Here is a 25,634-nt window from a genome sequence, read left to right on the forward strand (position 1 = left end):
CTCACGGCGTGGCGGGCTTCGGGGGCTTCGGCGCGGGGGTGACGCGGGCGCCGGTACAGCGCAGCAGCTCGTCCATGAGCAGGCGGCGGCCCCGCTCCGGCCGCTCCAGGTGCACGAAGTGCGTCGCGCCCGGGAGCACCACGGCCTTCACGCTGGCCGCGTGGTTCAGGTGCTCCTGGAGGCGCGTGACGTCCTCCGGCCGGCTCCAGAAGTCATTCTCCGCGCGCAGGATGAGCACCTTCGCGGTGATGGACGCTCCGTCCCACAGCTGCCGGCCCGTGGCCAGGTAGAAGCTGTCCTCCAGCGCCCCGGACGGCGCCCGGAAGGCGAACGGCGTGCGTGACGGCCCCAGCGGATCACTCGTCACCGCCTCGCGCTGGAACGACGCCGCCACCTCAGGGTCGCGCCATTTCACCCGCTCCTCTTCCGCCTCGGGCAACTGCCGGTCCCACACGGCCATCAGCGACGCACCCGTGTTCCACCGGTAGGAGCCCATGCCCTCCGCGTTGAAGTGCCCCGGCCGCTTCGGGTCCTCGAAGTCCGTGCCCTTCCCCAGCATCTTGTGCTCCGCGCTGCCCGCGTAGAGCGCGTTGAGCATCACCAGGTGGCTGACGTTGTCCGGGTGGAGGCTCGCGTACATGCCCGCCCAGTGCCCTCCCGTGGCCCAGCCCACCAACCCCACGCGGCGCTGCCCCGTGCGCGCCTTCACCCAGCCCACCACCGCGTGCACGTCCTGGACGACCTCGTGCGAGCCCACCAGGGGCCTGCCCTTCGCGGGCGTGCTCATGGCCAGGGGCCGCGTGGATCCGCCATAGCCGCGCGCATCCATGAGGTACACCGCATGCCCCGCGCGGGCGAGCTCCGCCGCGATGGAGCCGCCCTCGACGGGCAGGTCGAACGAGGCCCGCCCCGGCACCCGCGCGCCGTGCAGGAGGATGAGCGGCGGCAGGTTGGCCACCTGCATGCCCGTGTCCTTCACCTCGCGCACGGACACCTCGATGCCCTCCTCCGATGGCACCAGGAACTCCGCGCGCGTCACCTCCGCCCACGCACCGGCCCCGAACAGCGCGCCCAGCACCACCAGCGTCCTGACCACGGCCGCGCCTTCGCGATGCATGACCAACGTGCCCTCCCCGCTCCGTAGACTGATGGCGCGATCCTGCCAGGAGCCCCGCGCGGACACACCTCCCGGCCGCCCCGGTCGTGCAACTCTTGCCGTCCGTGCAAGCCTTGCCGGCCCGCACGCGGCGTGGACACGCAAGGATTGCCGTTCCCCACGCCCTCCCTCGACCCGCTCCCCCAGGACGCGGCGCTGGCATCCCCGTTGCTCATGTCCCGCCACGTTCCCCGCTGGCGACCCGGCCGGGACGAACCCCGGTCAGCGGACGCATCGCTGGCATTTCCAAACGACGAACGGAGAAGCGACATGCACACGAATCACTTCGCGCGGAAGCTGTTCCTGGCGGCCCCCCTTTGCCTCTTCGCGGTGGGCTGTGGCGGCGACCCCATGATGGACGAGACCCTGGCGGGCGAGGCCCCCGCGGGCGAGGCCGTCACCGACACCGCCGCCCCGGCCGCGCCCGACGACGCGGCCCTCGCGACGGCCGAGCAGGGTGTCAACCTGGGCGGGACCTACTGGTGGGGCACCTCCAACAACGGCCTGACCTCCACCTCCATCGGAACCTCCACGGGCCGGACCTGCTTCCTGACCGGCGTCCAGGGCAACCTGAAGGGCACCAGCTGGGCCGGCGCGGGCGTGTACCAGTACGCCGGCAACTGGCAGATCTTCGTCAACCACACCAACAGCAAGGCGCTGGGCACGGGCGTCCAGTGCCTCGACACCGCCACCAACCGCACCCCTGAGATGTCCTGGTACGACGGCCAGGCGGCGAAGCTCCTGGGCGCGGTCACCGCGTCGCGCCGCTGCTTCCTCACGCAGGTGGAGGCCGCGGGTGGCTTCACGGCCAACTCCGACTACGCCCGCGTCTGGAACGACGGCTACAACTGGTACCTGGGCGGCAGCCTGGGCGGCTCCGGCGGCGCGCGCGCCATCTGCGTGGACGTCCCCACGGCCCAGGGCGGCTGGCTGTGGATCGCGGGCAACCCGGGCACCTTCACGCACAACCTGGACTACAACCCGGGCGGCGTGGCCTGCCTGCTGTCCGGCATCGGCGGCAACTTCAACACCAGCAACTTCAATGACGGCGTCTCCATCGACTACAACAGCGGCACCCGCTACTGGGAGATGACGGTCAGCAACAGCAAGCGCGGCTGGAGCAACTGCGTCAAGTAGTCCCGCGGCAACTGTCCGTTTCGCGCGGGGAGGAGGGGGCCCGTCGCGAAACGGATGGCGCATCGCTCGCGCGTGTGGTGTCACCCTCCTGCCGGGCGCATGCACCGCCCGCGCGGGAGGTCACCCACGCCATGCAGGACGTCGACATCAAGACCGCGGATGGAGTGATGGACGCGAAGCTGTTCCAGCCGGAAGGCTCGGGACCGTGGCCCGCGGTCATCATGATTCCGGATGCCTTTGGCATCCGGCCCGTCTTCGAGGACATGGCCCGGCGTCTGTCGAAGTCCGGCTACGTCGTGCTGATGCCCAACGTGTTCTATCGGGACGGACACACCTCGAAGCTGGACCTCCAGGGCTCCTTCGCGGACGAGGCGTTCCGCAAACGCCTCTACGGCCTCATCGGCGCGCTGACGCCGGATCGCCTGAAGCTGGACGCGGGCGCGGAGTTGGACTTCCTCTCCCGGCAGCCCTCCGTGAAGGGCCCGAAGGCGGGCGTGGCCGGCTACTGCTTCAGCGGCGGCATCGCCGTGCGCATGGGCGCGGACTTCCCGGAGCGCATCGGCGCGGTGGCGTCTTCCCATGGCGGGCGCCTGGCCACGGACTCGCCCGACAGCCCCCACCGACTGGTGAACCAGGTGAAGGGCGAGCTGTACTTCGGCCACGCGGACCAGGACAACTCCATGCCCGCGGACGCCATCCGCACGCTGGAGGCGGCGCTGAAGGACGCGGGCGTGAAGTACCGCTCGGAGCTCTACCCCGGCGCGCAGCATGGCTATTCGGTGGCGGGCTCGGCCGCGTTCAACGCGGAGGTCGCGGAGACGCACTGGAAGAGGCTCGAGGACCTGTTCGGCCGCACGCTGAAGGCCTGAGCCCTGAGCCCGATGTCCCCTGTGCGGCAGCGGCTGCTCTCCATCTTCGGCGGCTCGGTGGGCAACCTCATCGAGTGGTACGACTTCTACGTCTACTCGGCGTTCTCGCTGTACTTCGCGCAGGCGTTCTTCCCGGACGCGGATCCGCTGGTGCAGCAGCTCAACACCGCCGGGGTGTTCGCGCTGGGCTTCCTCATCCGGCCGGTGGGCGGCTGGTGGATGGGGCTCTACGCGGACCTCCGGGGCCGCAGGTCCGCGCTGACGTTGTCCGTCACGCTGATGTGCCTGGGCTCGCTGGTCATCGCCGTGTGCCCCACCTACGCGCGCATCGGCGTGGCGGCGCCCGTGGTGCTGATACTCGCGAGGCTGCTCCAGGGCCTCTCCCTGGGCGGCGAGTACGGCACCAGCGCCACCTACCTGAGCGAGGTGGCCACCTCCCGCCACCGCGGCTTCTACAGCTCCTTCCAGTACGTCACGCTCATCATGGGACAGCTCTTGGCCACGCTGACGCTGCTGGTGTTGCAGCGGGGGGTGTTGACGGGCCCGCAGCTGGAGGCCTGGGGCTGGCGCATCCCGTTTGGCATTGGCGCGGCGCTGGCCATCTTCGGCTTCTACATGCGCCGCAACATGGTGGAGACGGAGGCCTTCACCCGCGAGGCCGCGAAGAAGTCCGAGCACCACCCCATGCGGGAGCTCTTGCGCCACCCGAAGGAGATCGCCGTCGTGGTGGGGCTCACCATGGGCGGGACGCTGGCCTTCTACACCTACACCGTCTACATGCAGAAGTTCCTGGTGAGCTCCGTGGGGCTGACGCGGGACGAGGCCACGCTCATCTCCGCGGGCTCGCTGTTCCTCTACATGTTCCTCCAGCCGGTGCTGGGGTTCGTCTCCGACCACGTGGGACGCAGGCCGGTGCTGATGGGGTTCGGCGTGCTGGGTACGCTGGGCACGGTGCCGCTGCTCACGGCGCTGACGCGGACGCGGGACGCCTTCACCGCGTTCCTGCTGGTGCTCGCCGCGCTGGTCATCCTCTCCGGATACACGTCCATCAACGCCGTGGTGAAGGCGGAGCTGTTCCCCGCGCGCATCCGCGCCCTGGGCGTGGGGCTGCCCTACGCGCTGACGGTGTCCCTCTTCGGAGGCACCGCGGAGTACGTGGGCACGCGCCTGAAGCTGGCCGGGCGCGAGGAGTGGTTCTTCTGGTACGTCACGGCCTGCATCTTCTGCTCGCTGCTCGTCTACACGGTGATGCCGGACACGCGGCGCCACAGCCGCATCGACGCGCCGTCCTGAAGCGCCCGGTTGGGCTGCCTACCCGGGGGCGGGACGTGCTAGACGCGCGCGCCCATGACGTCTCCACTGCTGACGCTTCCCCTGCTGCTGTGCCTGGGACAGGCCCCTGAAGCCACCCTCTCCGAACCGCCCTTCCAGGCGCGGCTGTCCTTCCAGGGCCTCGACGAGGACATCGATGCCGATGGCTCGGCCACATATTTCCATGCGGCGCTGGAAGGCCATACGCCGGAGCTCGCGTCGGGCCTGCGCGCGGAAGCCACGCTGTCGTTCTTCCTCTCCACGCCGGCCACCCAGGGCATTGCCTTGCAGGACTTCGGCAGCAACCTGCGGCTGCGCTACCGGCCCTCGGGCTGGGAGTCCGGAGAGGGACTCGCAGTGGCGGTCCACCCCATCACCACGTCGCGGCTGTACATGGGATTCACGTACCCGGTCACCTGGGAACGGCAGGCGTTTCCCCGCCGTTCGGGAAACGAGTCCGCGCTGGAACTGCGCCTGTCCCGGCGGCGATGGGATGCGTTCGTGGCCATCAAATCCGCCAACGTGCTTGATGACCTGAGCCTGGATTTCTCACGCCGTTATGCACTGCTCGCGGGCGGATTCCTGGACGTCACGCCCGAGCTGCGCCTGGCCTTGAAGGGCACGGTGCTCGACCGAGGCCAGGTGCCCGCCGCCGCGAACTTCGGCATCGAGATGCACGTCCCCATGCGCGGCGCCTCGCTGGGTGCAGTCTGGCACCGGGGCGCCCCCATCGGGAACAACGTCGACCTGAAGCTCTACCAGGGCGACCCGACCTTCTTCGAGCGCTTCTTCCAGCCCGAGACCTACCCCGGAGGCTTCGCGGCGTCGGTGTCGCTGGAGGGCAGCATCGTGTCCCAGGGGCTGCTGGATCCGGACGCCATCCTCCAACGGACCACGCAGACGGGAGGCGCGGGGGCCCTGGAGGCGCGGGTGAAGCAGGGCTTCTGGCGCGCGCACGCGCTGGCCTACGTCCGCACGCTCTCCTTCATCCAGGTCGACGCGCCCGGGCTCCCCCCGTTCCAGGCCTTCATGAACGACGCGGAGACGCGCGCGGAGGTGTCCGGCACGCTGAGCAGTGACTACCACCTCCAGGACTGGGGCCTGACGCCCGGGCTGCTCGTGCGCCTCACCCGCCCTGCCTCGCTCCGGAACGCGCCGGTGGGCCTCCCGGGCCGCAACTACACCGCTGTGTTCCAGGGGCCCAACGTCCTCAGCCTCCTGCCCGAAGGCGAGGACCCGGGGCTGGTGGTGACGGCGAAGGCCACGGTGCGCTGGGACCTGGGGACGATTGCCGGCGTGCTGGCGGAAGTCTCCTACACGCACGACCCGAACCGGACCATTTTCGAGGATGACGTCACGGGTGTCTCAGGGCCGGTCTTCCAGCCCGCGAACGCCGTGGGCTTCAACGTGCTGCTCCAGGCCCGCTTCTGACGCTGGGAGTCAGGAGAAGGTGATTGGCGTCCGCGCGCGACCGGGTGCGAGGATGCCGCTCCGCCCACCATGCGCAACGCATCCGCCCGACCCCTCTCCGAGGCCTCCTCGGTCCCCGAGTCCCCCGTCATCCCGCTCGTCCAGCCCGCGGCCCGGCTGATGGCCCACGCCGCGGCGTGGCTGATGCTGGTGGGCCTGCTCACCGGCGGCTACGTCTCCGCGGCGATGACGGGCAAGGTGCCAGCGGATCCGCAGATGGCGCTCGCCGCGCACCTGAACGCGCTGATGGGCACATTCTTCCTCCTGGGCGTCGCGTGGACGCTGCCCATGCTGCGCTACGGCCCCGTGGGACAGCGCCGCCTGGCCTGGGCGGTCATCGTCGCCAACTGGGCCAACTGGGGCATCACCTGCGTGAAGGCGTGGCTGCGCGTGTCCGGCGTGGACTTCATCGGACAGCCCGCCAACGACGCCGTGTTCGGCGCGCTCACGGTGTCGGTGGTGCTGCCCGCGCTTATCGCCGCGGGCGCATGGGTGTACGGCTTCCGGCGCGCAGACGCCCGCTGAAGTCAGAAGGCCGTGCGGGTGAGCGCGAAGTCCGAGCCCGCCCAGGCCGCCTTGAAGCGCTGATTCACGGCGTTGGCCTCCGCCGTGCGCCCCTGCCCCTTCAGCGACTGGGCGAGTCCGAAGAGGGCCCAGCCATTGCCGGGGTTGCGGCGCAGGTCCTCCCGGTAGACAGCCTCCGCGGCCTTGTACTGCTCCGCGTCCAGCAGCGCCGCGCCCTGGAAGTGGCGCACGGGGTAGTACCAGTCACTGGGCTCTGAATAGGCCAGCTGATCCGCGGCGCGCACCGCGTCCTCCCAGCGGGTCAGCGCGTCCGCGCAGCCCTGGCGCTCGGAGATGGAGGCATCGAGCACGCGGGCCGCCACGTCCAGCACGTCCTTCGCCGAATTGTTTCCAGCGGTCATCGTGTCGGGAACGTTCGCGGCCAGCTTCACCAGCTCCGCGTGCTCCGCGCGGGCCTCCTTGAACTCCCCATTCGCCGCGAGCGCCAGCCCGTGCGCGTGCAGCCACAGCCCCGTCAGCACCGGATACTTCGGGTCCGGCCGGGGCTCCGTGAGCAGCGCGTCGTAGCGCCCGAAGCGCACCATCGCGAGCAGGGGTTCTGACGCGAAGAAGTCCATGCCCGGCATCTCCTTCAGCATCTCCGGAGGCAGGACGTTCGCGGACTCGCGCGCGGCGCGGATGGACTCCCCAGCGCGTCCCTCCATGGACGAGGAGAACGACAGGAAGCCCCAGTTGTGGGCCAGGTACATCGGGTAGTACCCGATGGGCTCCACCTGGCGCAGATAGTCATTGTCCGCCTGCACGGCGCGGCGGTTGCTCTCCGAGGCATCCGCGTACCGGCCCACCCGCTGGTAGATGTGCGCCGGCATGTGCACCAGGTGGCCCGCGCCGGGCATCAGCCCTGGCAGCCGCTCCGCGGAGGGCAATGCGCGCTCGGGGTGCTCCGAGGCCTCGATGGTGTGGATGTAATAGTGATTGGCGCCCGGGTGGTTCGGCGCGCGCGCGAGCACCGTCTCCAGCCGCGAGACAATCTCTCCCGTCCCCGGCTCCGGCTTGCCCTCCAGTGTCCACAGCTTCCACGGGTTGAGGTTCATCAGGGACTCGGCGAAGAGCACCTGCACGTCGTTGTCCTCCGGGAAGCGCTTCGCCACGTCGCGCATGGCGTTGGCGTAGGACTGGGAGAAGGGCTTCATCTGTTCGGGCGTGCGGGGCTCCGGCCCACCGTAGCGCCGGGACAGCGCGCCGATGAGCGCCTGCTCCGTGGGGGTCGCCGTGGGGGCGAGCGCCTGGGCCTTCTGCAGGGCCGTCCACGCGGTCGCCGCCCGGTCCGGCAGCATGGGCACGTTGTAGTTGGGCCCGAGCACCAGGGCGACGCCCCAGAAGCAGCTGGCGCAGGAAGGATCCAACTGCGCGGCGCGGGCGAACGAGCGCGCGGCCTCGTCGTGGTTGAAGGCATACGTGAGCCGCATCCCCTGGTCGAAGAAGGCCTGCGCCTCGGGCGACCGGGTCGTCACCTTCCGCTGGAAGGTCCCCAGGTCATCGAAGAGCACCGCGCCCTGGGCGAGCGAGGTGAGGCTCGACAGCGCGGAAGGCTTGCCATGCGCCCCGTGCGCGGCCGCGCCAGCATCCGGCGGGCTGGCGTCCTGCGCTCCGGCATACGTCCCCGGAACAATCAAAGACGGGATGAGGATGAACAGGAGTTGCGCGCGCATGAGGTCCCCCCGGGCCTGCGATCTCCCAGGAACGGTGGGGGGACCTGGCGCATGCGGCAATCGGCTCCGGGCGGGGTGTCAATCCAACCGATGAACCCCTTGCCCGGGACGCGTCCGGCGGAACCGGCGCCAGTCATGACAGACATGCTAATTTGGTGCTCCCAGGAATCCCCATGCAGTGCCGCATGGCATCCCTGGGAGGAAAGAGCCCGCCGCCATGTCGTCCCGTCGAAGCCTGTCCTGGAGCGTCGCTGTCCTGCTGTCCTTCGCGGCCACCGCGGCCTTCGCGGAGCCGTCCGCGCCAGCCCTGGAGATGGCCACGCAGGCGGTATGCGCCTCCGCCGAGGCCATGTCGTCCGAGCCCACGCCCGAGGAGGCTGCGAGCCTGGTCTGTGTCTCCGTCCGGTGCTCCTCCGAGGATGACTGCTGGAACGCGTGTCCCAACGCGCGGTCCGTGACGTGCGCGCGCAACGCCTGCTCCTACCAACTCCCGGGTGGTGGCGGCGGTGGTGGCCCGACGTGCCCGTCCAGCCGCTGCATCGACGACTCGGATTGCGTCTGCGGCACGCGTCAGGGGTATTGCAACAACCGCGCTTGCACCTACTGACCCGGTCAGAAGTTCTCGGCAATGAGGGGGACGGAGGGGCGGGGCTTCAGGCCCCGCAACTCCGCCTCCAGTCGGGTCTTCTCTTCAAACAGATGCGTAATCAGAACACGCGATTCATGGGGATGCTCGTGGCGGCGTTCGCGTTCGTGGGCGCGGGCTGTGGTGGCGGCGCCCATGTGCGGGCAAGCGCCCCCCAGCCCAGCGCCACCGCGGAGTACCTGGCCCAAGCGCAGTGCGGCCCCCAGGATTCCACCGTCAGCTGCTGCGTGAAGAGGCACCCAGGCAATCCTGCTCGCTGTGGGGCCACGGAGTTGGAGGCCGAGGACATCCTCCTGTTCGCGCGGGCCGCCGAGGAACTCTCCCGCGAACTTCCGGAGTGGAAACGCGCCTGCCTGGAGACGCATGTGCAATGCCAGGAGGACCACTGGTCCGGCTCCTGCTACGACTGCTTCCGATACTGCGAAGGGCAGCGGGGCGAATGGCCGGACGACAGGTGCCGTCCGAAGAGGAAGAGGCGCTGAGCATGTCCGAGGACGTCAACTGGGATGAAGTGCGAGCCCTCGCCGCCCGCGTAGAGGCGGGTGAAGCGTTGGTGCTCACTCCGGACGTGCGCGAACTGCTGCTGCGCACGGCATGCGAGGTGGCCATCCCCGAGGCCGACGCCCAGGCAGCCATCCAAGACGTCACCACCGCGACGGCCCTGCTCCGCGAGGAGCGGGGGCGAATCCGAAGCAGCTCCATGCGGATGATGACTGCGAGGTCCGAGGTCCGTCGGCTCCGGCAGACAGGAGACACCGCAGGCGCTCGGAAGGTGATGGAGGACCTGCTCGCGGTAGAGATGGTGCCGCTCTACCGCGAACTGGCGGAGATAGCCCTGGAGGACATGGACTGACGGGTGCTCATCCACGCTTCGGGGCGGTTTAGAAGTTCAGGGCGAGAAGTGGGACGGAGGGGCGGGGCTGCCACTGGCGCGAGCGCAGACCATCGCGGCGGGCCTTGTTCTCCCGCGATGCGCCCTCCCCGGCTGAAGCCCACGAACGACCAGCACCCCCCCCCACGCGAGCCGTGGCACGCGGGCCGCGCTCGCTATAGTCGGACGCCCGATGAAGAAAGCACGCACCGCGAGCCTCACCCTCGATGAGTTCCTCCCCTATCGCCTGTCGGTCGCGGACAACGTCGTGAGCCAGCGCATCGCCCGCGTGTACGCGGCCGAGGACGGCCTCTCCACGCAGGAGTGGCGGCTCATCGCCGTCCTGGGCGAGGACGGGGAGCGCTCACAGCTGGAGCTCGTCCGGCGCACGCGCATGGAGAAGGTCCCGGTGAGCCGCGCCGCACGCTCGCTGGAGGAGCGCGGATTGGTGCGGCGCGCCACGAGCCAGAGCGACGCCCGCTCGCGGCGCCTGACGCTGACCGCCTCGGGGCGGAGGCTCTACCAGCGGATTGCCCCCGCCGCGCTCGAAGCGGAGGCGGAGGTGCTCGCGGAGCTGTCGTCCTCTGAACGCGAGGTGCTGCGCTCGCTGCTGGAGCGCGTGGAGCGCGCCGCCATCCGCGCCCTCAAGCCCGGCCCCTGAGCCTTGCCGGATTGGTTACATCTGTTACTATTTCGGGCGCCATGGAAAACGTCCGCCATCTGACAGGCTTTGGAAACGAGCACGCATCGGAGGCTGTCGCCGGTGCGCTTCCCGTAGGCCAGAACACGCCCCAGCGCGTCGCGTTCGGCCTCTATGCCGAGCAGCTCTCCGGCACCGCGTTCACCGCGCCTCGCGGCGTGAACCGGCGCACGTGGATGTACCGGCTGCGGCCCAGCGCGGGCCACCCAGCGTACCGGCCCGTGGAGGCCCGCACGCTGAAGAGCGGCCCCTTCCGGGAGGTGCCTCCCTCGCCCAACCGGCTGCGCTGGAGCCCGGCGCCCATGCCCACCACGCCCACCACCTTCCTGGAGGGCCTCTTCACGCTGGGCGGCAATGGTTCCCCGGCCGAGAACGCGGGCGCGGCGGTGCACCTCTACGCGGCGACGGCGTCCATGACGGACACGGCGTTCTTCAACGCCGACGGGGAGATGCTCATCGTCCCCCAGTCCGGGACGCTGCGCATCGTCACGGAGCTGGGCGTGCTGGAGGTTCCACCCGGCCACGTCGCGCTCATCCCTCGCGGTATGCGCATGCGGGTGGAACTGCCCGGCGGCCCCGCGCGCGGCTACATCTGCGAGAACTACGGCGCGCAGTTCCGGCTCCCGGAGCTGGGGCCCATCGGGTCCAACGGACTCGCGAACCCGCGCGATTTCGTGGCGCCGCACGCCGCGTATGAAGACGTGGAGCGCCCCACGCGCGTGGTGCAGAAGTTCCAGGGAAACCTCTGGGAGACGACGCTGGACCACTCGCCGTTCAACGTCGTGGCCTGGCACGGCAACAACGTGCCGTACACGTACGACCTGGCGCGCTTCAACACCATCAACACGGTGAGCTACGACCACCCGGATCCGTCCATCTTCACGGTGCTCACGTCGCCCAGTGACACGCCGGGAACGGCGAACTGCGACTTCGTCATCTTCCCGCCCCGGTGGATGGTGGCGGAGAACACCTTCCGGCCGCCCTGGTTCCACCGCAACGTGATGAGCGAGCTGATGGGCCTGGTCCACGGCGTCTACGACGCCAAGGCGGACGCGTTCCTGCCCGGCGGCGCGTCGCTCCACAACTGCATGAGCGCCCACGGCCCGGACCGCAAGACGTACGAAGCCGCCGTCGCCGCGGAGCTGACGCCGAAGAAGATCGACAACACGCTCGCCTTCATGTTCGAGACCCGCTGGGTCATCGCGCCCACGCTCCAGGCCATGGAGAGCCCCGTCCTCCAGAAGGACTACGACGCCTGCTGGGCGGACCTGCCCAAGGCGAAGATGCCCTCCACGGGAGGCGGCCAGTCGTGAAGCTCGCCTCGGTCGACGCAGGACGGGATGGGCGGCTCGTCGTCGTGACGAAGGACCTGTCCCGGCAGGCGGATGCGTCCGCCATCGCGCCCACGCTCCAGGCCGCGCTGGATGACTGGGACCGCCACGCGCCGGCCCTGCGCGCATTGTCGGAGCGGCTGGAGCGCGGAGAGGTTCCGGGAGCACCCTTCGACCCCACCCGGTGCGCGGCCCCCCTGCCCCGCGCCTACCAGTGGGCGGACGGCTCCGCGTACGTGAACCACGTGGAGCTGGTGCGCAAGGCGCGCGGCGCGGAGCTGCCGCCCTCCTTCTGGACCGACCCCTTGATGTACCAGGGCGGCTCGGACGGCTTCCTCGGACCCCGCCAGCCCATCCCGCTCGCCGACGAGGCGTGGGGCTGCGACATGGAAGGCGAGGTCGTGGTGGTGACACGCGACGTGCCGCTGGGTGCCACACGCGAGCAGGCCCTGGGCGCCGTCGTGCTGGTGGGCCTGGTCAACGACGTGTCGCTGCGCAACCTGATTCCGAACGAGCTGGCGAAGGGCTTCGGCTTCTTCCAGTCCAAGCCCGCGTCGGCGTTCTCGCCGGTGTTCGTCACGCCGGACGAGCTGGGCACCGCGTGGCGGGAAGGCAAGCTGCACCGCCGCCTGGAGGTCTTCCTCGACGGCGAGCCCTTCGGCCGCGCGGACGCGGGCGTGGACATGACGTTCGACTTCGGAATGCTGGTGGCCCACGCGGCGAAGACGCGCTCGCTGTGCGCGGGCAGCATCGTGGGCTCCGGCACGGTGTCCAACCGGGGTCCGGACGGCGGTCCCGGTAAGCCGGTGAGTGCGGGTGGGGCGGGCTACTCGTGCATCGCGGAGGTGCGCGTGGTGGAGACGCTCCGGGACGGTGCGCCAAAGACGCCGTTCCTGAAGCGCGGCAACCGGGTGCGCATCGAGATGCGGGACGACTCGGGCGCCAGCATCTTCGGCGCCATCGACCAGTCAGTCGGCGGGTAGGCGGAGAAGAAGGGGCCTCTTCCGTCAGGGCCCCTTGTTCCACCCGTCCGGCGCGCAGCAGGATTCACGCGCGCCCCCCCATGCTCCTGACCCTATCGACGACCCATTCGCCCGCGACAGACCTGGGCTACCTGCTGCACAAGAACCCGGAACGGCCCCAGTCCTTCGAGCTTCCCTTCGGACTGGCGCACGTCTTCTACCCGGAGGCCTCCGCCGGCCGCACCACCGCGGCGCTCCTCCTGGAGGTGGACCCCGTCGCCCTGGTGCGCGGCCGTCCGTCGTCCGGGGGCCAGGGCGGCACGTTGGACCAGTACGTCAACGACCGGCCCTACGTCGCGTCGTCCTTCATGAGCGTGGCGCTGTCCCGCGTCTTCGGCACCGCGCTGTCGGGACGCAGCAAGGACCGGCCGGAGCTGGCCGCGCAACCCCTGCCCTTCTCCGCCCGCCTGTCGGTGCTGCCCTGCCGGGGCGGAGAAACCTTCCTGCGCCGCCTCTTCGAGCCGCTCGGCTACACCGTCACCGCGACCCGCCACGCGCTGGACGAGACGGTGCCCGCGTGGGGTGACAGCCGCTACTTCACCGTGACGCTGGAGGGACAGGTGCGCCTGGGCGACCTGCTCTCGCACCTGTACGTCCTCATCCCGGTGCTCGACGACGACAAGCACTACTGGGTCGGCGACGAGGAGGTGGAGAAGCTGGTGCGCCACGGTGAGGGCTGGCTCGCCACGCACCCGGAGCGCGAACAGATTGCCCGCCGCTACCTGCGCCACCGCCACAGTCTGGCGCGCGAAGCCCTGGAGCGGCTCGCGGGCGACGAGGCCCCCGAGCCCGAGGAACGCCAGGAGGCGCGCAACGCCGAGGAGGCCGTGCTCGAGTCGCGCCTGAGCCTCAACGAACAGCGGCTCCAGACGGTGATGACCGTCCTCCAGGAGCACGGCGCCGCGCGCGTGGTGGACCTGGGCTGCGGCGAGGGCCGGCTGCTCAAGGCCCTGCTGAAGGACCGCCGCTTCACCGAGCTCGTCGGCATGGACGTGTCCTACCGCACGCTGGAGATTGCCCACGACCGGCTCGGCATCGAACGGATGCCGGACCTGCAACGGCAGCGCGTGAAGCTGCTGCACGGCTCGCTCCTGTACCGCGACCAGCGGCTCGCGGGCTTCGACGCCGCCACCGTCATCGAGGTCATCGAGCACCTGGACATGCCGCGCCTCGCGGCCTTCGAGCGCGTGCTCTTCGAGTACACGCGACCGGGCCTCATCCTCCTCACCACCCCCAACGCCGAGTACAACGTGCGCTTCACCTCACTCCCCACCGGTACCTTCCGCCACCGCGACCACCGCTTCGAATGGACCCGCGCCGAGTTCGAGGCGTGGGCGGCAAGCATGTGCGAGCGCTACGGCTACACCGTGAGCTTCCTGCCGGTGGGAGAGAACGACGCGGAGGTCGGCGCGCCGACGCAGATGGCGGTGTTCACGCGATGAACATCCACATTCCAGAGCTGTCACTCGTCGTGCTGATTGGCCCGTCTGGCTCGGGAAAGTCGACCTTCGCGCGCCGGCACTTCAAGCCCACGGAGGTGCTCTCCTCGGACACCTACCGGAGCTTCGTGTCCGACGACGAGAACAACCAGGAGGCGACGAAGGACGCCTTCGAAACACTGCGCTACGTCGCGGCGAAGCGTCTGGCGCGCGGCCTGCTCACCGTGGTGGACGCCACCAACGTGCAGCCGGAGTCCCGCAAGGCCTTCGTCGAACTGGCGCGCGAGTACCACGTGCTGCCCGTGGCGCTGGTGCTGGACGTGCCGGAGCGCACCTGCATCGAGCGCAACCAGCAGCGGCCGGACCGCGCCGCCAGCTTCCGCTTCGTGCGCAACCAGGTCTCGCAGATGCACCGCTCCATGCGCGGCCTGGAGCGCGAGGGCTTCCGCCACCTCCATGTCCTCAAGCCAGACGCCATCGAAAGCGTGGTGCTGGAGCGCCAGCCGCTCTGGTGCAACCTCAAGCGCGAGCGCGGGCCGTTCGACATCATCGGAGACATCCACGGCTGCCGCGAGGAGCTGGAGGCGCTGCTCGCGAAGCTGGGCTACCAGGTGCATCCGCGCGCGGACGGCACGCCGGGTGTCGAAGTGCGCCCGCCGGAGGGCCGCAAGGCCGTCTTCCTGGGCGACCTGGTGGACCGCGGCCCGGACATCCCGGGCGTGCTGCGGCTGGTGATGGACATGGTGGAGGCCGGCACCGCGCTGTGCGTGCCGGGCAACCACGAGATGAAGCTGCTGCGCAAGCTGCGCGGCAGCAAGGTCAACGTGTCCCACGGCATGGCCCAGACGCTGGAGCAACTGGAGAAGGAACCGCCGGAGTTCCACCAGCGCGTGGCGAAGTTCATCGACGACCTGGTCTCTCACTACGTGCTGGACGACGGGCGCCTGGTGGTGGCGCACGCGGGCCTGAAGGAGAGCATGCAGGGCCGGGGCTCCGGCCGCGTGCGCACCTTCGCGCTCTACGGCGAGACGACGGGCGAGACGGACGAGTACGGCTTTCCGGTGCGCTTCAACTGGGCGGCGGAGTACCGGGGCCGCGCGTCGGTGGTGTACGGCCACCAGGCCGTGCTGGAGGCCGAGTGGGTCAACAACACGCTGTGCGTGGACACCGGCTGCGTCTACGGCGGCCAGCTCACCGCCCTGCGCTACCCGGAGCGGGAGCTGGTCTCCGTCCCCGCGCAGCGCGTGTACTGCGAGCCGGTGAAGCCCCTGGCCGCTCCGGCCCCGTCCGGCCTGAGCGCACAGCAACAGGCGGATGACGTGCTGGACCTGGAGGACGTGCGGGGCAAGCGCGTCATCTCCACGCGGCTGGCCGCGAACGTCACCCTGCGCGAGGAGAACACCACCGCCGCGCTGGAGGCGATGAGCCGCTTCGCCATTGATCCGCGCTGGCTCATCTACCTGCCGCCCACCATGTCGCCGTCGGAGACGAGCACCGAGCCCGGCTTCCTGGAGCATCCCCAGCAGGCGTTCGACTACTACCGCAAGGAGGGCGTGGCGCAGGTCGTCTGCGAGGAGAAGCACATGGGCTCGCGCGCCGTCGTCGTCATCGCGCGCGACGCGGACGCCGCCCGCCGCCGCTTTGGCGTCACCTCCGGCGAGACGGGCGTCTGCTACACGCGCACCGGCCGGCGCTTCTTCACCGATGAAGCCCTGGAGGCCGCGTTCCTCGCGCGCGTCCGGGCGGCGCTGGACGCGTCCGGCTTCTGGGAGGAGCTGAAGACGGACTGGGCCTGCCTGGACTGCGAGCTGATGCCCTGGTCGCTCAAGGCCCAGGAGCTGCTGCGCGACCCGTACGCCGCCGTGGGGGCTGCCTCCCGCGCGGCGCTGACGGACGTTGTGTCCGTGCTGGGGCAGGCCACCGCCCGGGGGCTGCCGCTGGGCGAGCTGGCCACGCGCTTCACGGACAAGGCCACCGACGTCCAGCGTTACGTGGAGGCGTACCGGCGCTACTGCTGGCCGGTGACGTCGCTGGACGACGTGCGGCTGGCGCCGTTCCACCTGCTGGCCACGGAGGGCGCGACCCACGTGGACAAGGACCATGTCTGGCACATGGAGACGCTGGCGCGCGTGTGCCGTGCGGACCCGTCGTTCCTCGTGGCCACGCCCTACCGCGTCGTGGCGCTGGAGGACGCGGACGCGGTGGCCGGCGGCGTGCGGTGGTGGGAGGAGCTCACCGCGCGCGGCGGCGAGGGCATGGTGGTGAAGCCCTTCGGCTTCGCGGTGCGCGGACGCAAGGGCGTGGTGCAGCCCGCCATCAAGTCCCGGGGCACGGAGTACCTGCGCATCATCTACGGCCCGGAGTACACCACGCCCGCGAACCTGGACCGGCTGCGCCAGCGCGGCCTGGGCACCAAGCGTTCACTCGCGCTGCGCGAGTTCTCACTGGGTGTCGAAGGACTGGAGCGCTTCACGAGGAAGGAGTCCCTGCGCCGCGTGCACGAGTGCGTCTTCGGCGTGCTCGCCCTGGAGAGCGAGCCCGTCGACCCGCGACTCTGACTCAGTAATTGAACTGGAGCTGGAGGCGCGTCACGTGCCCCTGCTCCTGTTCATACGGGTAGCGCGACGAGGTGCGGTCCGCGATGACGTAGGCGGCCGTCAGCTCCAGCGCCTTCCAGATCTGCCACTCCGCGCCCAGCTCCAGCTCGCGCACGTCGTAGAGGGGGGCGTTGGTCTCGAACTTCTTGCCGCCCTTGTAGAGCGTGCCGCGCACGTAGGGGATGAGCGACACGCCCACCACGCCGTCCAGCTTGTACATGAGCTGCGCATAGCCGCCATGCAGGTTGCGGCTGTCGATGAGCAGCGCCTCGTCCGGGAACGAGCCCAGCGACGGCCCACGCCCGATGTTGTATTCGGCCTGGAAGCCCAGGGGCTGCGGGTAGATCATCAGGCTGACGATGGCGCGCGCATCCACCATGTTGGGGCCACGCGCCAGCGCATAGGCCGCGTCATCGCGAGGGGCCGCGCTGAGGTTGAAGCGGCCGTAGTAGGCGCCGGTGCCGACCTCCACGTACTGGGACCCGAAGAGGAAGGGATAGCTGACGCGCGCGACGGCGTGAGGGCTGTTGTTGCGCTCGGCGCGGTTGGCCGTCTGGCCGTTGTAGACGCCCAGGCCCACCACGCCGTAGTCGCCGGAGCCCTTGAGGCCGCTGTCGACGAGGTACTTGAAGCGCTCGCGGATGTGCGAGGGCGCCCAGTAGAAGAACACGCCCACGTCGCGCTCGTCCTTCAGCGCGCTGTTGATGGCGTCGTTGCGGTCCAGCGCGAGGCGGTTCTGGCTGGACTGGAGGTTCTCGAAGCCGAACGGCACCTTCGACTGGCCCACACGGAAGCGGAACTCCTTCTTCGCGTCCACGAAGATGTCCGCGTACCAGTCCCGCATGACGGCGACGTTGTACTGGTCACCGATGACGGAGGCGAAGTCCGGCTGCAGGTAGATGGACACGTGCGGGTGCACGTCCCCGAAGATGACGAGCCGCGCGCGGCGGATGCCGAAGCCGGTGTCCTTGCCCAGGAAGCGGTCGCCCTGGTCGTTGATGAGCGAGTCGTTCACCCGGAAGCTGGGCAGCCGGTTGTAGCGGACCTGCGTGTAGCCCCGGAGGCGGATGCTCTCGTACCAGGGCTTGCTCTTCTCCTTTTCCTTCTCCTTCTCCTTCTCCTCCGCGGGGGGCGGCAGCGCGGCGGGAGGCACGACCTCGCCCTGGGGTGCGGACTCGGGAGGAGTCTCCTGGGCCAGGGTGGAGGAGGAGAAGAAGAGCGCGGTACCAGCCAGCAGGGCCTGAAGGACGGAGCGGTGGGACGAGGCGAGGGTCATGGGTTCGTGGAAGACGGGCGGGGAGCAGGGAGGGACCCGCCCGGTCCCGTTGTGGCGCTCCCGTTACCGAAGAGCGCGTCCCTCCGCCATGCACCGACCCCTGTTGTTGCCACACCGTTACCGGCGACGCGGTCCTGTCACACGAACGAGCGGCCCGTGTCACACGCCCGTGACATGGCCCGGCCCCCCACCCCTGAACGAGTCATTCCCAGGGGTTGGCCTGGAATCAGCGGACCGAGGCAACCGGCGTCACGCTTTCGCGACAATCCCCTTCGGGCGGCATTCATCCGCTCCCCGGCAGCCGTCCGCCGGACCCGCACCGGGTGTCTCCGTCACCCGCGAGAAGCGACATGACCTCGATTGGCAAGCCTGGTTCGCGCCCCACCTCGTCCCCCGTGAGCACGCAGCCGGTGAAGGCTCCCGTTACGGCGAAGCCCAACGCGGTGAAGGCCGCTGTCGCGCAGCGGATGAAGGACGGCTTCGACTCGGCCCCGCGCTCGGGCGCCGCTTCCCGGCCGGTGCTGTCCGCGGAGATCCGCTCCGGTGAGGGGGCTGGGGGCATCGGGGGCGCCCTGGGCAAGGCCGCGGGCAAGGCGGCCGGTGGCATCGGCGAAGCGCTGGGCAAGATCGCGGGCCGCGTGGGCAGCGCCCTTGCCGGGCCCCAGGTGAGCACGAACGCGGATGGCCGCACCGTGGTGGACCTGGGCGCGGGCAACAACACCGCGACGGTGTCGCAGAACAAGGACGGCGGGCTGACCATCAAGTCCGGCAGCGACACGGTGACGCTGACGGCGGAGCAGGCCAAGGGCGCCATCATCAACGGCGGTGACGGCAACGACTCCATCACCGTGGACGCGAGCGTCACGCAGGACATCACCCTGGACGGCGGCGCGGGCGACGACAAGCTCACCGGTGGCAAGGGCAACGACACCCTCATCGGCGGCGCGGGCAACGACACCCTCATCGGTGGCGAGGGCAAGGACACGCTGAAGGGCCAGGACGGCGACGACTACCTGGAGGGCGGCGCGGGCGATGACCGCATCATGGGTGGCGAGGGCCGCGACGTGATGTACGGCCTGGACGGCAACGACTACATGTCCGGCGGCAAGGGCCGGGACTACATCGACGCGGGCGCGGGCAACGACCGGGCCTACGGCGGCGAGGGCGACGACCAGGTCATCGGCGGGCGCGGCAACGACACGCTGAGCGGTGGCGCGGGCAACGACGCGGTGGCGGGTGGCGAGGGCAAGGACACGGTCCGTGGCGGCACGGGCACGGACAAGCTCTACGTCGAAGAGAACGAGACCACCGCCGACGCGGCCGAGGGCGAGCGCGAAATCGTCGACATGACGAACGCAGACCAGCGCGGCCGCTCGGTGACGGTGTCGGGCAGCGCGGACTTCCAGGCGCGCGTGCAGTCGGACCTGGACGCGATGCGCTCGCTGCCTTCGGGCCAGGACCTGCTGCGCACGCTGGATGACAGCGGCCACACCACGACCATCAAGGAGACGTCCAGCGGCAACTCCGCGTCCGCGCAGAACAAGGACGACGCCTGGTTCAACGCGGACGGCACGCCGGGCAAGGGCACCAACGGCACGGTGAACTACAACACCACGCGCATCTCGCTGGGCAGCGAGGACTGGATGAACCGCCCGCCCGTCGTCGCGCTGTTCCACGAGATGGTGCACGCCTCGGACTACGCCAACGGCACGCTGGCGGTCGGTGAGAAGGACGGCGTGAACAACCGCGAGACGTCCGCGGTGGGCCTGCCCATCGACCTGGACCAGGACCCGTCCACGCCGGACGTGGTGCAGGGCGGCCGCCCCGGAGAGAACGTCCTCCGCGACGACCTGAACCTGCCCACCCGTCCGCGCTACTAGGCCCTGTCCCGGACGGCCTTCTGGATGAGCTCCAGCAGGGAGCGCAGGTGCGGCTCCGTCACGGGCTCCAGCATCTGGACCGAATGCCTCCGCCCGCCATCGTCCTCGATGGTGACGGTGTAGCGCGTCCGGTCCGCCCCCCGCTGGGGCGAAGCCCCCACGGTGGCCGGCTGTTCGAAGAAGCGGGCCTCGCGCACCTCCCGCTGGAGCGCCTCCGCCGTGGCGGGAGGCAGGGCTGCCAGGTCCACGGTGCGGGGCCTGGCGAGGCCCGGGAAGAAGGCGACGCCTCCCTCCCGTTTGAGCTCGATTCGCATTCCGTCGACCCCAGGGCCTAGTGCTTGCGCTGCACCGGCTGCGCGGCCTGCTTCGGCACCTGCGGCGTCCAGGCCGGCGCGCCCGCCCGCTCCTTGGAGACCTTGATGCCCACCTGGTTCCAGGCGTCGCGCACGATCTGCTCCTCGTCACCGCTGCCGTAGAGGCGAACGGCCGCCGTCACGGTGAGCCGGGCGAAGGAGAGGAACGAGGCGTTGGGCTTCAGCCGGGAGTCGCGCAGCGTCTCCAGCCAGATGAGGCCGGCCTTCTCCCACGCGAAGCCCTTCAGGTTGATGGCCGCGAGGCAGAACGCCTTGTTGGGGATGCCGGAGTTGATGTGCACGCCGCCGTTGTCCTCCCACGTGTTCACGAAGTCCTTCATGAGGGCCGGCTGCGGATCCTTGCCGAGCACCGGATCATCGAACGCGGTGCCGGGGTCCTTCATGGAGCGCAGCGACTTGCCCTGGACCTTGTCAGTGAGGAGCCCCGCGCCAATGAGCCAGTCGGCCTGCTCCGCCGTCTGGTTCAACAGGCGCTGCTTCACGAGCGAGCCGAAGCAGTCCGACATGTGCTCGTTGAGCGCGCCCGCCTGGGAGAAGTAGGCAAGAGGGCCCTCGTGTTCCGTCACGCCGTGGGCCAGCTCGTGCCCGATAACGTCCACCGAGATGGTGAAGCGATTGAACAGGTCCTCGTCGCCGTCGCCGAACACCATGCGCTCGCCGTCCCAGAAGGCGTTGTCGTAGCCGCTGCCATAGTGAACGTGCCCGTTCAGCGGCATGCCGTTGCCGTCAATGGAGTTGCGCCCGTAGACGTCCCAGTAGAGGTCGTAGGTCGCGCCCAGGCCGACATAGGCTTCGTCGACCGCCAGGTCGCTGACGTCGTCCGACCCCTCCTTGCGGGCCACCGCGCCCGGAAGGGCTTCGGTGTTGTTCACGTTGTAGATGGTGCGGAGCTTCTGGCTCTCCACGACCATGGGGCCGGGGATGAGACGCTTCGCCGCCTGGGGCGCGCCGCTGGAGGACAGGCGGATGGCGCGCAAGGTGGTGTCGACGGAGAGCGTCCGCAGGGCCCGCGTGCGCTGCTGCGGCGAGCCGTTCTGCGCGATCCGGCGATTCACGTACGGCGGCAGGATGCAGTGGTGGGAATGCCAGATTCGGGTGTTGCAGCACATCACCGTTCTCCTTCTGAAGGGGGTACCAGGAGACGATGGTGATGACGGCGGGCCGTGCTCGGGACACGGGACGGCAAGGGCCTCCCGGTCGCCAGGGGACGCTTGCGGCGACTCGCGCTCAGGCCTGCTCGCGTGGCGTCACGGCGAGCGCCGCCAGCGCGTCGCGCAGCCGGTCGGGCATGGCCACGGCCCTCCGCGTCCGCCGGTCCACGAAGACGTGCACGAAGTGGCCGTGCGCCGCCGCCTGCTCCTCGCCCTCCTTGAAGATGGCGATGCCGTAGGTGACCGAGCGGTTGCCCAGCCTGTCCACGCGCAGGCCCGCCCGCAGGCGGTCCGGATACGCGAGCGGGGCGCGGTAGGCGCACTTCGACTCCACCACCAGCCCGATGACCTCGCCCGTGTGGATGTCCAGGCCGCCCTCGTGGATGAGGTAGTGGTTCGCGACCGTGTCGAAGTAGCTGTAGTAGGTGACGTTGTTGATGTGGCCGTACACGTCGTTGTCCATCCACCGCGTGGTGATGGGCAGGAAGAAGCGGTAGCGGTCGGCCGTCTCTGCGTCGGACACGGGAGAAGCCCTCCAGGTTCGGATTACCAGTAGCGCAGCGCCTGACGGAACAGCTCCGTGAGGACGGGCCGGGTCATTTCCCGGGGCGCGTTCTGGAGCAGGCGCTGCTGCGGGAGGGCGCCCTCCGTGAGCGCATCCACGTCCGCCACCAGGTAGCCCACGCCCGAGAGGCCGTTGGGCACGCCCACCGCGCGCATGAGCTGGACCAGGCGGCCCGCCAGCACCTCGCCCGCGTCCCCGCTGCCCGCGCCGCGCACGTCCGCGCCCAGGAAGCCCGCGGCCTCCAGGTGGCGCTCGGGGTTCGCGGACGCCGTGTAGCGGAACACCGCTGGCGCGTTGACGATGACGGCCAGGCCGTGCGGCACCAGCGGTTCGTCCTGGGGATAGCCGGAGGGACGGAAGTCGCGCACGCGCCCGGCCACCGCGTAGGCCATGCCATGCGGCGCGTGCACACCCGCGTTCCCGAACGCGATGCCCGCGAGCGTGGCGGCCCACATGAGCTGCTCGCGGGCCTCCGTGTCCCGGGCGTCCTTCACGCCCCGCTCCAGGTACAGGCCCATCAGCCGCAAGGCCTCGCGGCAGCCCAGGTCGCTCCAGGGGTTGGCGCCCTGGCTCATGGGCCGGAGGCTGGGACGCGCCGGGGCGGGCCGGTGGACGAACGGCCGCGCCGTATAGGACTCCAGCGCGTGGGACAGCACGTCCAGTCCGCTGGCCGCGACCACTTCACCGGGCAGGGTCGCGGTGCAGTCCGGGTCGATGAGGGCCTCGGTGGGCCGCAGCGCCGGTGACGCGATGCCCGTCTTCGCGGACAGCGACAGCAGGTCGAAGATGGTGATGCCCGTCACCTCGCTGCCGGTCCCGGACGTGGTGGGGCACGCGATGTGCGGCTTGAGGGGCCCGGGCACCGCGCGCCCCTCCCCCACCGGCGCGTTCACATAGGCCAGGAAGTCCGCCGGATGCGTGGCGTAGAGGTTCGCCGCCTTGCAGGTGTCGATGACCGAGCCCCCGCCCAGCGACACGTAGCCATCCGGCCGGGACTCGGAGGCGAAGCGGGCCGCCTCCAGGAAGGACGCGTCCGTGGGCTCCACGTGCACGTCCGTGAAGACGACGACGTCCAGCCCCGCGGCGAGCAACGACTGGCGCACCGTCTCGAAGTGCGGCAGCCGCGCCACGCGCGCGTCGGAGAACAGCGCCACCCGCTTCATCCCGAGCGCCCGCGCCCGGTCGCCCACCTCGGAGAGACAGCCCGGGCCGAACGTGATGCGAGAGGTGTCCACCGTGAAGGCGCTGTCACAGCCTTCCTTCACGGCGGGGTAGTGACAGCAGCCCATGCGCGCTCCTTCCGGACGTGTCCCGCCCCAATCTACAGGACGGGACCGGGATGGGAGTCCCCGCGAAGGGCCGGTGTCAGGGTCTGTGCAGGACGGCCGTGTCCCCCACCAGCCACAGCTCCGACGAGGAAGGCGCCCACACGCCCCGGAGGACGCGGCGGGTACCGGTGGTCTCCGCGTTCCACTTGCCGCCGTCGAAGCGCAGCAGCGTGCCGTTGTCGCCCACCGCCCAGACCTCGTTGGCGGAGCGACCCATCAGCCCGTTGAGCTGGGACGAGGTGCCGCTGGCCACAGGGAGCCAGAGGGAGCCGTTGTAGCGCAGCAGCGTGCCTTCCGCGCCCGCCGCCCAGACGTCCGCCGGCCCGCTGCCCCACACAGCCTTCAGGGCCTTGTTGGTGCCGGAGGTCATGCTGCTCCAGGCGGTGCCATCCCAGCGCAGGATGGTGCCGGAGTCGCCCACCGCGAGGGCCAGCGAGGGCCCCTGCACCCAGATGGCGTTGAGCGTCGCCTGGACCTCCGTGGGCTTCCGCGTCCAGGTGGTGCCGTCGAAATGGACGGCCTGGCCGGACGCGCCCACCGCCCAGATGTCCGCCGCGGATACGCCGTGGATGGCGTTCAGCGCCAGCGACGACTCCGCAGTGTACTGCGTGATGAAGCGGGCCCCGTCGAACCGGTAGATGCGGTCATGGAAGGATGACGTCACCCAGACGTCTGTCGAGGAGGCCGCGTAGACGCCCGTCACGTCGTCGACGGGGGAGAAGTCCAGCTGCGGCTCGATCCAGCCGCCGCCGTTCCAGTGCAGCACGCGGCCCGGGTCTCCCACTGCCCACACGTCCGACGGCCCCGTGCCATGGATGGCCCGCGCGACCCTCAAGTTGCTCAGCGGAGCCTGGGAGGCCCACGCCTGCCCGCTCCACTTCTGCACCTGCCCGCCCGAACCGAAGGACCACACGTTGTCAGGCCCGCTGCCGGTGATGGGCCCCACGGCGTCCTCGTCCGTGTCCGTCCACTTCGTGCCGTTGTAGACGTAGCCGAAGTCCTCTCCGCCCGACAGCACCAGCGAGGGCGACGCGGCGTACACGTAGAACAGCTGATCCGACGAGCGCAGGGACTGCTCGATGCCCGCGGGCGTGGTGCGGAACACCTGGCCGTAGTCGTCACAGAGAATGCAGGGGTCGTCCGAGGCGACGGCCCAGACGTCGTTCGGACCGGTGCCCGTCACCTCGTGGAAGTCGATGGCCGTGGTGCCCGCGTCGATGCCGGAGACCGCGTTGCCGTCGTACCGGCGCAGGGTCCCGGACTGCCCCACCATCCAGACATCCGAAGGCCCGCTGCCCCACACGCCGTTGAGGTCCTTCGTCGTGGACACGTCCACGCCCTGGAAGCCGCTGCCCTGGTCGCGCCGCACGGTGCCGTTGGCGCCCACGGCCCAGATGTCGCCCGGACCGGAGGCCCACACGGAGTTCAGGTCGCGCGTCGTCCCGGAGCTCACGGCAGAGAAGGCCCCGCCCGTCGTGGAGTGGAGCACGGTGCCGCCCGCGCCCACCGTCCACACGTCCGTCGCGGAGAGGGCGTGCACGTCGCTCAGCGACGTCAGCGTCCCGCTGGCCACGCGCGTCCAACGCGTTCCATCCCAGTGCTGGATGAAGCCGTCCTCGCCCACGGCCCAGCCGTCATTTGCCGCGCTGAAGTGCGCACCCTTGAAGCTGTAGCCATGGGGCAGCGGATACTCCCAGCACCAGCCGTCGCTGCACTCGCGGTTCGCGGCGGGGATGCCACACGTCTGCTCCACGCCGCGCCCGCCACACACCTCCGGCGCCGCGCACGTCCCGCAGGAGACGGTGCCACCGCAGCCATCCGGCTCGGTGCCGCACTCGAGCCCGGGGCTGCACGCCGTCTTGATGTCGGGGCAACCACAGACATTGGCCTCGCCACCGCCGCCACAGGTAGCGGGCGCCGCGCAGGTGCCGCAGTCGAGATCGTGGCCACAGCCATCCGTCGTGTCGCCGCAGTTGAAGCCCCGCGACTCGCACGTCCTGGGAACGCAGTTGTCATCATCGTCCCCACAGCCGGCGGCGAAGGTCGCCACGCAGAGGAGCACGAAGGGGAGGGTCACCCTCCCCCACCGATGGGAGCTTGAACGCGGCGCATCCTGCAGGCGCGAAGTCCGCACCGCACCTACCGCGAAGGAGTCGTCACGGAACATGGGCATCTCCAGACCGGAGGCGGGACTGAACCCCGCGAAACCACGTGAAACGTGGCTCCGGTGCGGAAGTAAGGTTGCAAACGGCGGTCCGGTTGGATCGTCCGGAC

22 protein-coding genes are annotated in these 25,634 nt (G+C 70.1%); 13 read left to right on the top strand and 9 right to left on the bottom strand.

From position 1 onward, the window contains the following. Position 1: 1 nt before the first annotated feature. Positions 2 to 1,117: an alpha/beta fold hydrolase gene (locus tag D7Y04_RS18370; RefSeq protein ID WP_121760158.1), complete on the bottom strand. Its 1,116-nt coding sequence runs from the start codon at positions 1,115 to 1,117 to the stop codon at positions 2 to 4. A gap of 309 nt (positions 1,118 to 1,426) precedes the next feature. Here D7Y04_RS18370 and D7Y04_RS18375 point away from each other — a divergent pair, with 309 nt between their 5' ends. From D7Y04_RS18375 to D7Y04_RS18390, 5 genes are all read left to right on the top strand, one after another. Continuing rightward, positions 1,427 to 2,293: a hypothetical protein gene (locus tag D7Y04_RS18375; protein WP_120600159.1), complete on the top strand. Its 867-nt coding sequence runs from the start codon at positions 1,427 to 1,429 to the stop codon at positions 2,291 to 2,293. Positions 2,294 to 2,424: 131 nt separating this feature from the next. Continuing rightward, positions 2,425 to 3,162, top strand: a complete 738-nt coding sequence (locus tag D7Y04_RS18380) for a dienelactone hydrolase family protein (RefSeq protein WP_121760159.1) — start codon at positions 2,425 to 2,427, stop codon at positions 3,160 to 3,162. A 12-nt stretch (positions 3,163 to 3,174) separates the two neighbouring features. Next, entirely contained in the window at positions 3,175 to 4,455 is a 1,281-nt protein-coding gene (locus D7Y04_RS18385) for an MFS transporter (RefSeq protein WP_121760160.1), read from the top strand. Positions 4,456 to 4,509: 54 nt separating this feature from the next. Continuing rightward, positions 4,510 to 5,904 carry a hypothetical protein gene (locus tag D7Y04_RS44485; protein ID WP_158627542.1) on the top strand — a complete coding sequence of 465 codons (1,395 nt, stop codon included), beginning with the start codon at positions 4,510 to 4,512 and terminating at the stop codon, positions 5,902 to 5,904. Between the two features lie 69 nt (positions 5,905 to 5,973). After that, a complete protein-coding gene (locus D7Y04_RS18390; RefSeq protein WP_233601482.1) occupies positions 5,974 to 6,468 on the top strand; it encodes a hypothetical protein in 495 nt (164 codons plus the stop codon). 2 nt (positions 6,469 to 6,470) lie between these two features. Here D7Y04_RS18390 and D7Y04_RS18395 read toward each other — a convergent pair whose 3' ends face one another. Beyond that, entirely contained in the window at positions 6,471 to 8,180 is a 1,710-nt protein-coding gene (locus tag D7Y04_RS18395; RefSeq protein WP_121760161.1) for a hypothetical protein, read from the bottom strand. 217 nt (positions 8,181 to 8,397) lie between these two features. Between D7Y04_RS18395 and D7Y04_RS18400 the strand changes: the two genes are divergently transcribed. Then, positions 8,398 to 8,787 (top strand): hypothetical protein, encoded by a 390-nt coding sequence (locus D7Y04_RS18400; protein ID WP_120598618.1) that lies wholly within the window; start codon positions 8,398 to 8,400, stop codon positions 8,785 to 8,787. Positions 8,788 to 8,792: 5 nt separating this feature from the next. Here D7Y04_RS18400 and D7Y04_RS44490 read toward each other — a convergent pair whose 3' ends face one another. Then, on the bottom strand, positions 8,793 to 8,963 hold the full coding sequence (locus D7Y04_RS44490) for a hypothetical protein (RefSeq protein WP_158627543.1): 171 nt from the start codon (positions 8,961 to 8,963) through the stop codon (positions 8,793 to 8,795). 302 nt (positions 8,964 to 9,265) lie between these two features. On the opposite strand from D7Y04_RS44490, the gene D7Y04_RS18410 reads away from it, so the two are divergent. The 6 genes from D7Y04_RS18410 (at position 9,266) to D7Y04_RS18435 (ending at position 16,747) form a co-directional block, all read left to right on the top strand. Beyond that, on the top strand, positions 9,266 to 9,679 hold the full coding sequence (locus D7Y04_RS18410; RefSeq protein WP_233601483.1) for a DUSAM domain-containing protein: 414 nt from the start codon (positions 9,266 to 9,268) through the stop codon (positions 9,677 to 9,679). Between the two features lie 211 nt (positions 9,680 to 9,890). Next, positions 9,891 to 10,358, top strand: a complete 468-nt coding sequence (locus D7Y04_RS18415; RefSeq protein ID WP_120598616.1) for a MarR family winged helix-turn-helix transcriptional regulator — start codon at positions 9,891 to 9,893, stop codon at positions 10,356 to 10,358. A 41-nt stretch (positions 10,359 to 10,399) separates the two neighbouring features. Further along, a complete protein-coding gene (gene hmgA / locus D7Y04_RS18420; protein WP_121760162.1) occupies positions 10,400 to 11,710 on the top strand; it encodes a homogentisate 1,2-dioxygenase in 1,311 nt (436 codons plus the stop codon). After that, the gene (locus D7Y04_RS18425; protein ID WP_121760163.1) at positions 11,707 to 12,711 is read left to right on the top strand and encodes a fumarylacetoacetate hydrolase family protein; all 1,005 of its coding nucleotides are present in this window, start codon (positions 11,707 to 11,709) and stop codon (positions 12,709 to 12,711) included. Before hmgA ends, D7Y04_RS18425 begins: the two co-directional genes overlap by 4 nt. Before the next feature lie 80 nt (positions 12,712 to 12,791). Next, positions 12,792 to 14,192 carry a 3' terminal RNA ribose 2'-O-methyltransferase Hen1 gene (locus tag D7Y04_RS18430; protein ID WP_121760164.1) on the top strand — a complete coding sequence of 467 codons (1,401 nt, stop codon included), beginning with the start codon at positions 12,792 to 12,794 and terminating at the stop codon, positions 14,190 to 14,192. Beyond that, on the top strand, positions 14,189 to 16,747 hold the full coding sequence (locus D7Y04_RS18435) for a polynucleotide kinase-phosphatase (protein WP_121760165.1): 2,559 nt from the start codon (positions 14,189 to 14,191) through the stop codon (positions 16,745 to 16,747). The genes D7Y04_RS18430 and D7Y04_RS18435 overlap by 4 nt, the downstream gene beginning before the upstream one ends. 1 nt (position 16,748) lies before the next feature. On the opposite strand, the gene D7Y04_RS18440 is transcribed toward D7Y04_RS18435, so the two are convergent. Next, the gene (locus tag D7Y04_RS18440; protein WP_121760166.1) at positions 16,749 to 18,062 is read right to left on the bottom strand and encodes a porin; all 1,314 of its coding nucleotides are present in this window, start codon (positions 18,060 to 18,062) and stop codon (positions 16,749 to 16,751) included. Positions 18,063 to 18,412: 350 nt separating this feature from the next. Here D7Y04_RS18440 and D7Y04_RS18445 point away from each other — a divergent pair, with 350 nt between their 5' ends. Continuing rightward, on the top strand, positions 18,413 to 19,942 hold the full coding sequence (locus D7Y04_RS18445; protein ID WP_121760167.1) for a M91 family zinc metallopeptidase: 1,530 nt from the start codon (positions 18,413 to 18,415) through the stop codon (positions 19,940 to 19,942). Here the strand turns inward: D7Y04_RS18445 and D7Y04_RS18450 are convergent. From D7Y04_RS18450 to D7Y04_RS18470, 5 genes are all read right to left on the bottom strand, one after another. After that, positions 19,939 to 20,256 carry a protealysin inhibitor emfourin gene (locus D7Y04_RS18450; protein ID WP_120593247.1) on the bottom strand — a complete coding sequence of 106 codons (318 nt, stop codon included), beginning with the start codon at positions 20,254 to 20,256 and terminating at the stop codon, positions 19,939 to 19,941. The genes D7Y04_RS18445 and D7Y04_RS18450 overlap by 4 nt on opposite strands. A 17-nt stretch (positions 20,257 to 20,273) precedes the next feature. After that, positions 20,274 to 21,425 carry a M4 family metallopeptidase gene (locus tag D7Y04_RS18455; protein ID WP_120593248.1) on the bottom strand — a complete coding sequence of 384 codons (1,152 nt, stop codon included), beginning with the start codon at positions 21,423 to 21,425 and terminating at the stop codon, positions 20,274 to 20,276. 118 nt (positions 21,426 to 21,543) lie between these two features. Then, positions 21,544 to 21,990, bottom strand: a complete 447-nt coding sequence (locus D7Y04_RS18460; RefSeq protein WP_172815970.1) for a thioesterase family protein — start codon at positions 21,988 to 21,990, stop codon at positions 21,544 to 21,546. Between the two features lie 23 nt (positions 21,991 to 22,013). After that, positions 22,014 to 23,321, bottom strand: a complete 1,308-nt coding sequence (locus D7Y04_RS18465; protein WP_120593249.1) for a hydroxyacid-oxoacid transhydrogenase — start codon at positions 23,319 to 23,321, stop codon at positions 22,014 to 22,016. A 76-nt stretch (positions 23,322 to 23,397) separates the two neighbouring features. Beyond that, positions 23,398 to 25,437, bottom strand: coding sequence for a hypothetical protein (locus D7Y04_RS18470; protein WP_121760168.1), 2,040 nt, complete (start codon positions 25,435 to 25,437; stop codon positions 23,398 to 23,400). Between the last annotated feature and the right edge of the window lie 197 nt (positions 25,438 to 25,634).

Source organism: Corallococcus sp. AB038B (assembly GCF_003668955.1).
In the GTDB taxonomy this organism is placed as follows: Bacteria; Myxococcota; Myxococcia; order Myxococcales; family Myxococcaceae; genus Corallococcus; species Corallococcus exiguus.

Excerpts from the sequence above, each read along its gene's own strand:
- D7Y04_RS18445 (WP_121760167.1), top strand. The coding sequence starts at position 18,413 with ATGACCTCGATTGGCAAGCCTGGTTCGCGCCCCACCTCGTCCCCCGTG.
- hmgA (WP_121760162.1), top strand. The coding sequence starts at position 10,400 with ATGGAAAACGTCCGCCATCTGACAGGCTTTGGAAACGAGCACGCATCG.
- D7Y04_RS18395 (WP_121760161.1), bottom strand. The coding sequence starts at position 8,180 with ATGCGCGCGCAACTCCTGTTCATCCTCATCCCGTCTTTGATTGTTCCG.
- D7Y04_RS18410 (WP_233601483.1), top strand. The coding sequence starts at position 9,266 with ATGGCCGGACGACAGGTGCCGTCCGAAGAGGAAGAGGCGCTGAGCATG.
- D7Y04_RS44485 (WP_158627542.1), top strand. The coding sequence starts at position 4,510 with ATGACGTCTCCACTGCTGACGCTTCCCCTGCTGCTGTGCCTGGGACAG.
- D7Y04_RS18385 (WP_121760160.1), top strand. The coding sequence starts at position 3,175 with ATGTCCCCTGTGCGGCAGCGGCTGCTCTCCATCTTCGGCGGCTCGGTG.
- D7Y04_RS18415 (WP_120598616.1), top strand. The coding sequence starts at position 9,891 with ATGAAGAAAGCACGCACCGCGAGCCTCACCCTCGATGAGTTCCTCCCC.
- D7Y04_RS18380 (WP_121760159.1), top strand. The coding sequence starts at position 2,425 with ATGCAGGACGTCGACATCAAGACCGCGGATGGAGTGATGGACGCGAAG.
- D7Y04_RS18370 (WP_121760158.1), bottom strand. The coding sequence starts at position 1,117 with ATGCATCGCGAAGGCGCGGCCGTGGTCAGGACGCTGGTGGTGCTGGGC.
- D7Y04_RS18400 (WP_120598618.1), top strand. The coding sequence starts at position 8,398 with ATGTCGTCCCGTCGAAGCCTGTCCTGGAGCGTCGCTGTCCTGCTGTCC.
- D7Y04_RS18465 (WP_120593249.1), bottom strand. The coding sequence starts at position 23,321 with ATGGGCTGCTGTCACTACCCCGCCGTGAAGGAAGGCTGTGACAGCGCC.
- D7Y04_RS18450 (WP_120593247.1), bottom strand. The coding sequence starts at position 20,256 with ATGCGAATCGAGCTCAAACGGGAGGGAGGCGTCGCCTTCTTCCCGGGC.
- D7Y04_RS18390 (WP_233601482.1), top strand. The coding sequence starts at position 5,974 with ATGCGCAACGCATCCGCCCGACCCCTCTCCGAGGCCTCCTCGGTCCCC.
- D7Y04_RS18440 (WP_121760166.1), bottom strand. The coding sequence starts at position 18,062 with ATGACCCTCGCCTCGTCCCACCGCTCCGTCCTTCAGGCCCTGCTGGCT.
- D7Y04_RS18435 (WP_121760165.1), top strand. The coding sequence starts at position 14,189 with ATGAACATCCACATTCCAGAGCTGTCACTCGTCGTGCTGATTGGCCCG.
- D7Y04_RS18430 (WP_121760164.1), top strand. The coding sequence starts at position 12,792 with ATGCTCCTGACCCTATCGACGACCCATTCGCCCGCGACAGACCTGGGC.
- D7Y04_RS18455 (WP_120593248.1), bottom strand. The coding sequence starts at position 21,425 with ATGTGCTGCAACACCCGAATCTGGCATTCCCACCACTGCATCCTGCCG.
- D7Y04_RS18375 (WP_120600159.1), top strand. The coding sequence starts at position 1,427 with ATGCACACGAATCACTTCGCGCGGAAGCTGTTCCTGGCGGCCCCCCTT.
- D7Y04_RS44490 (WP_158627543.1), bottom strand. The coding sequence starts at position 8,963 with ATGGGCGCCGCCACCACAGCCCGCGCCCACGAACGCGAACGCCGCCAC.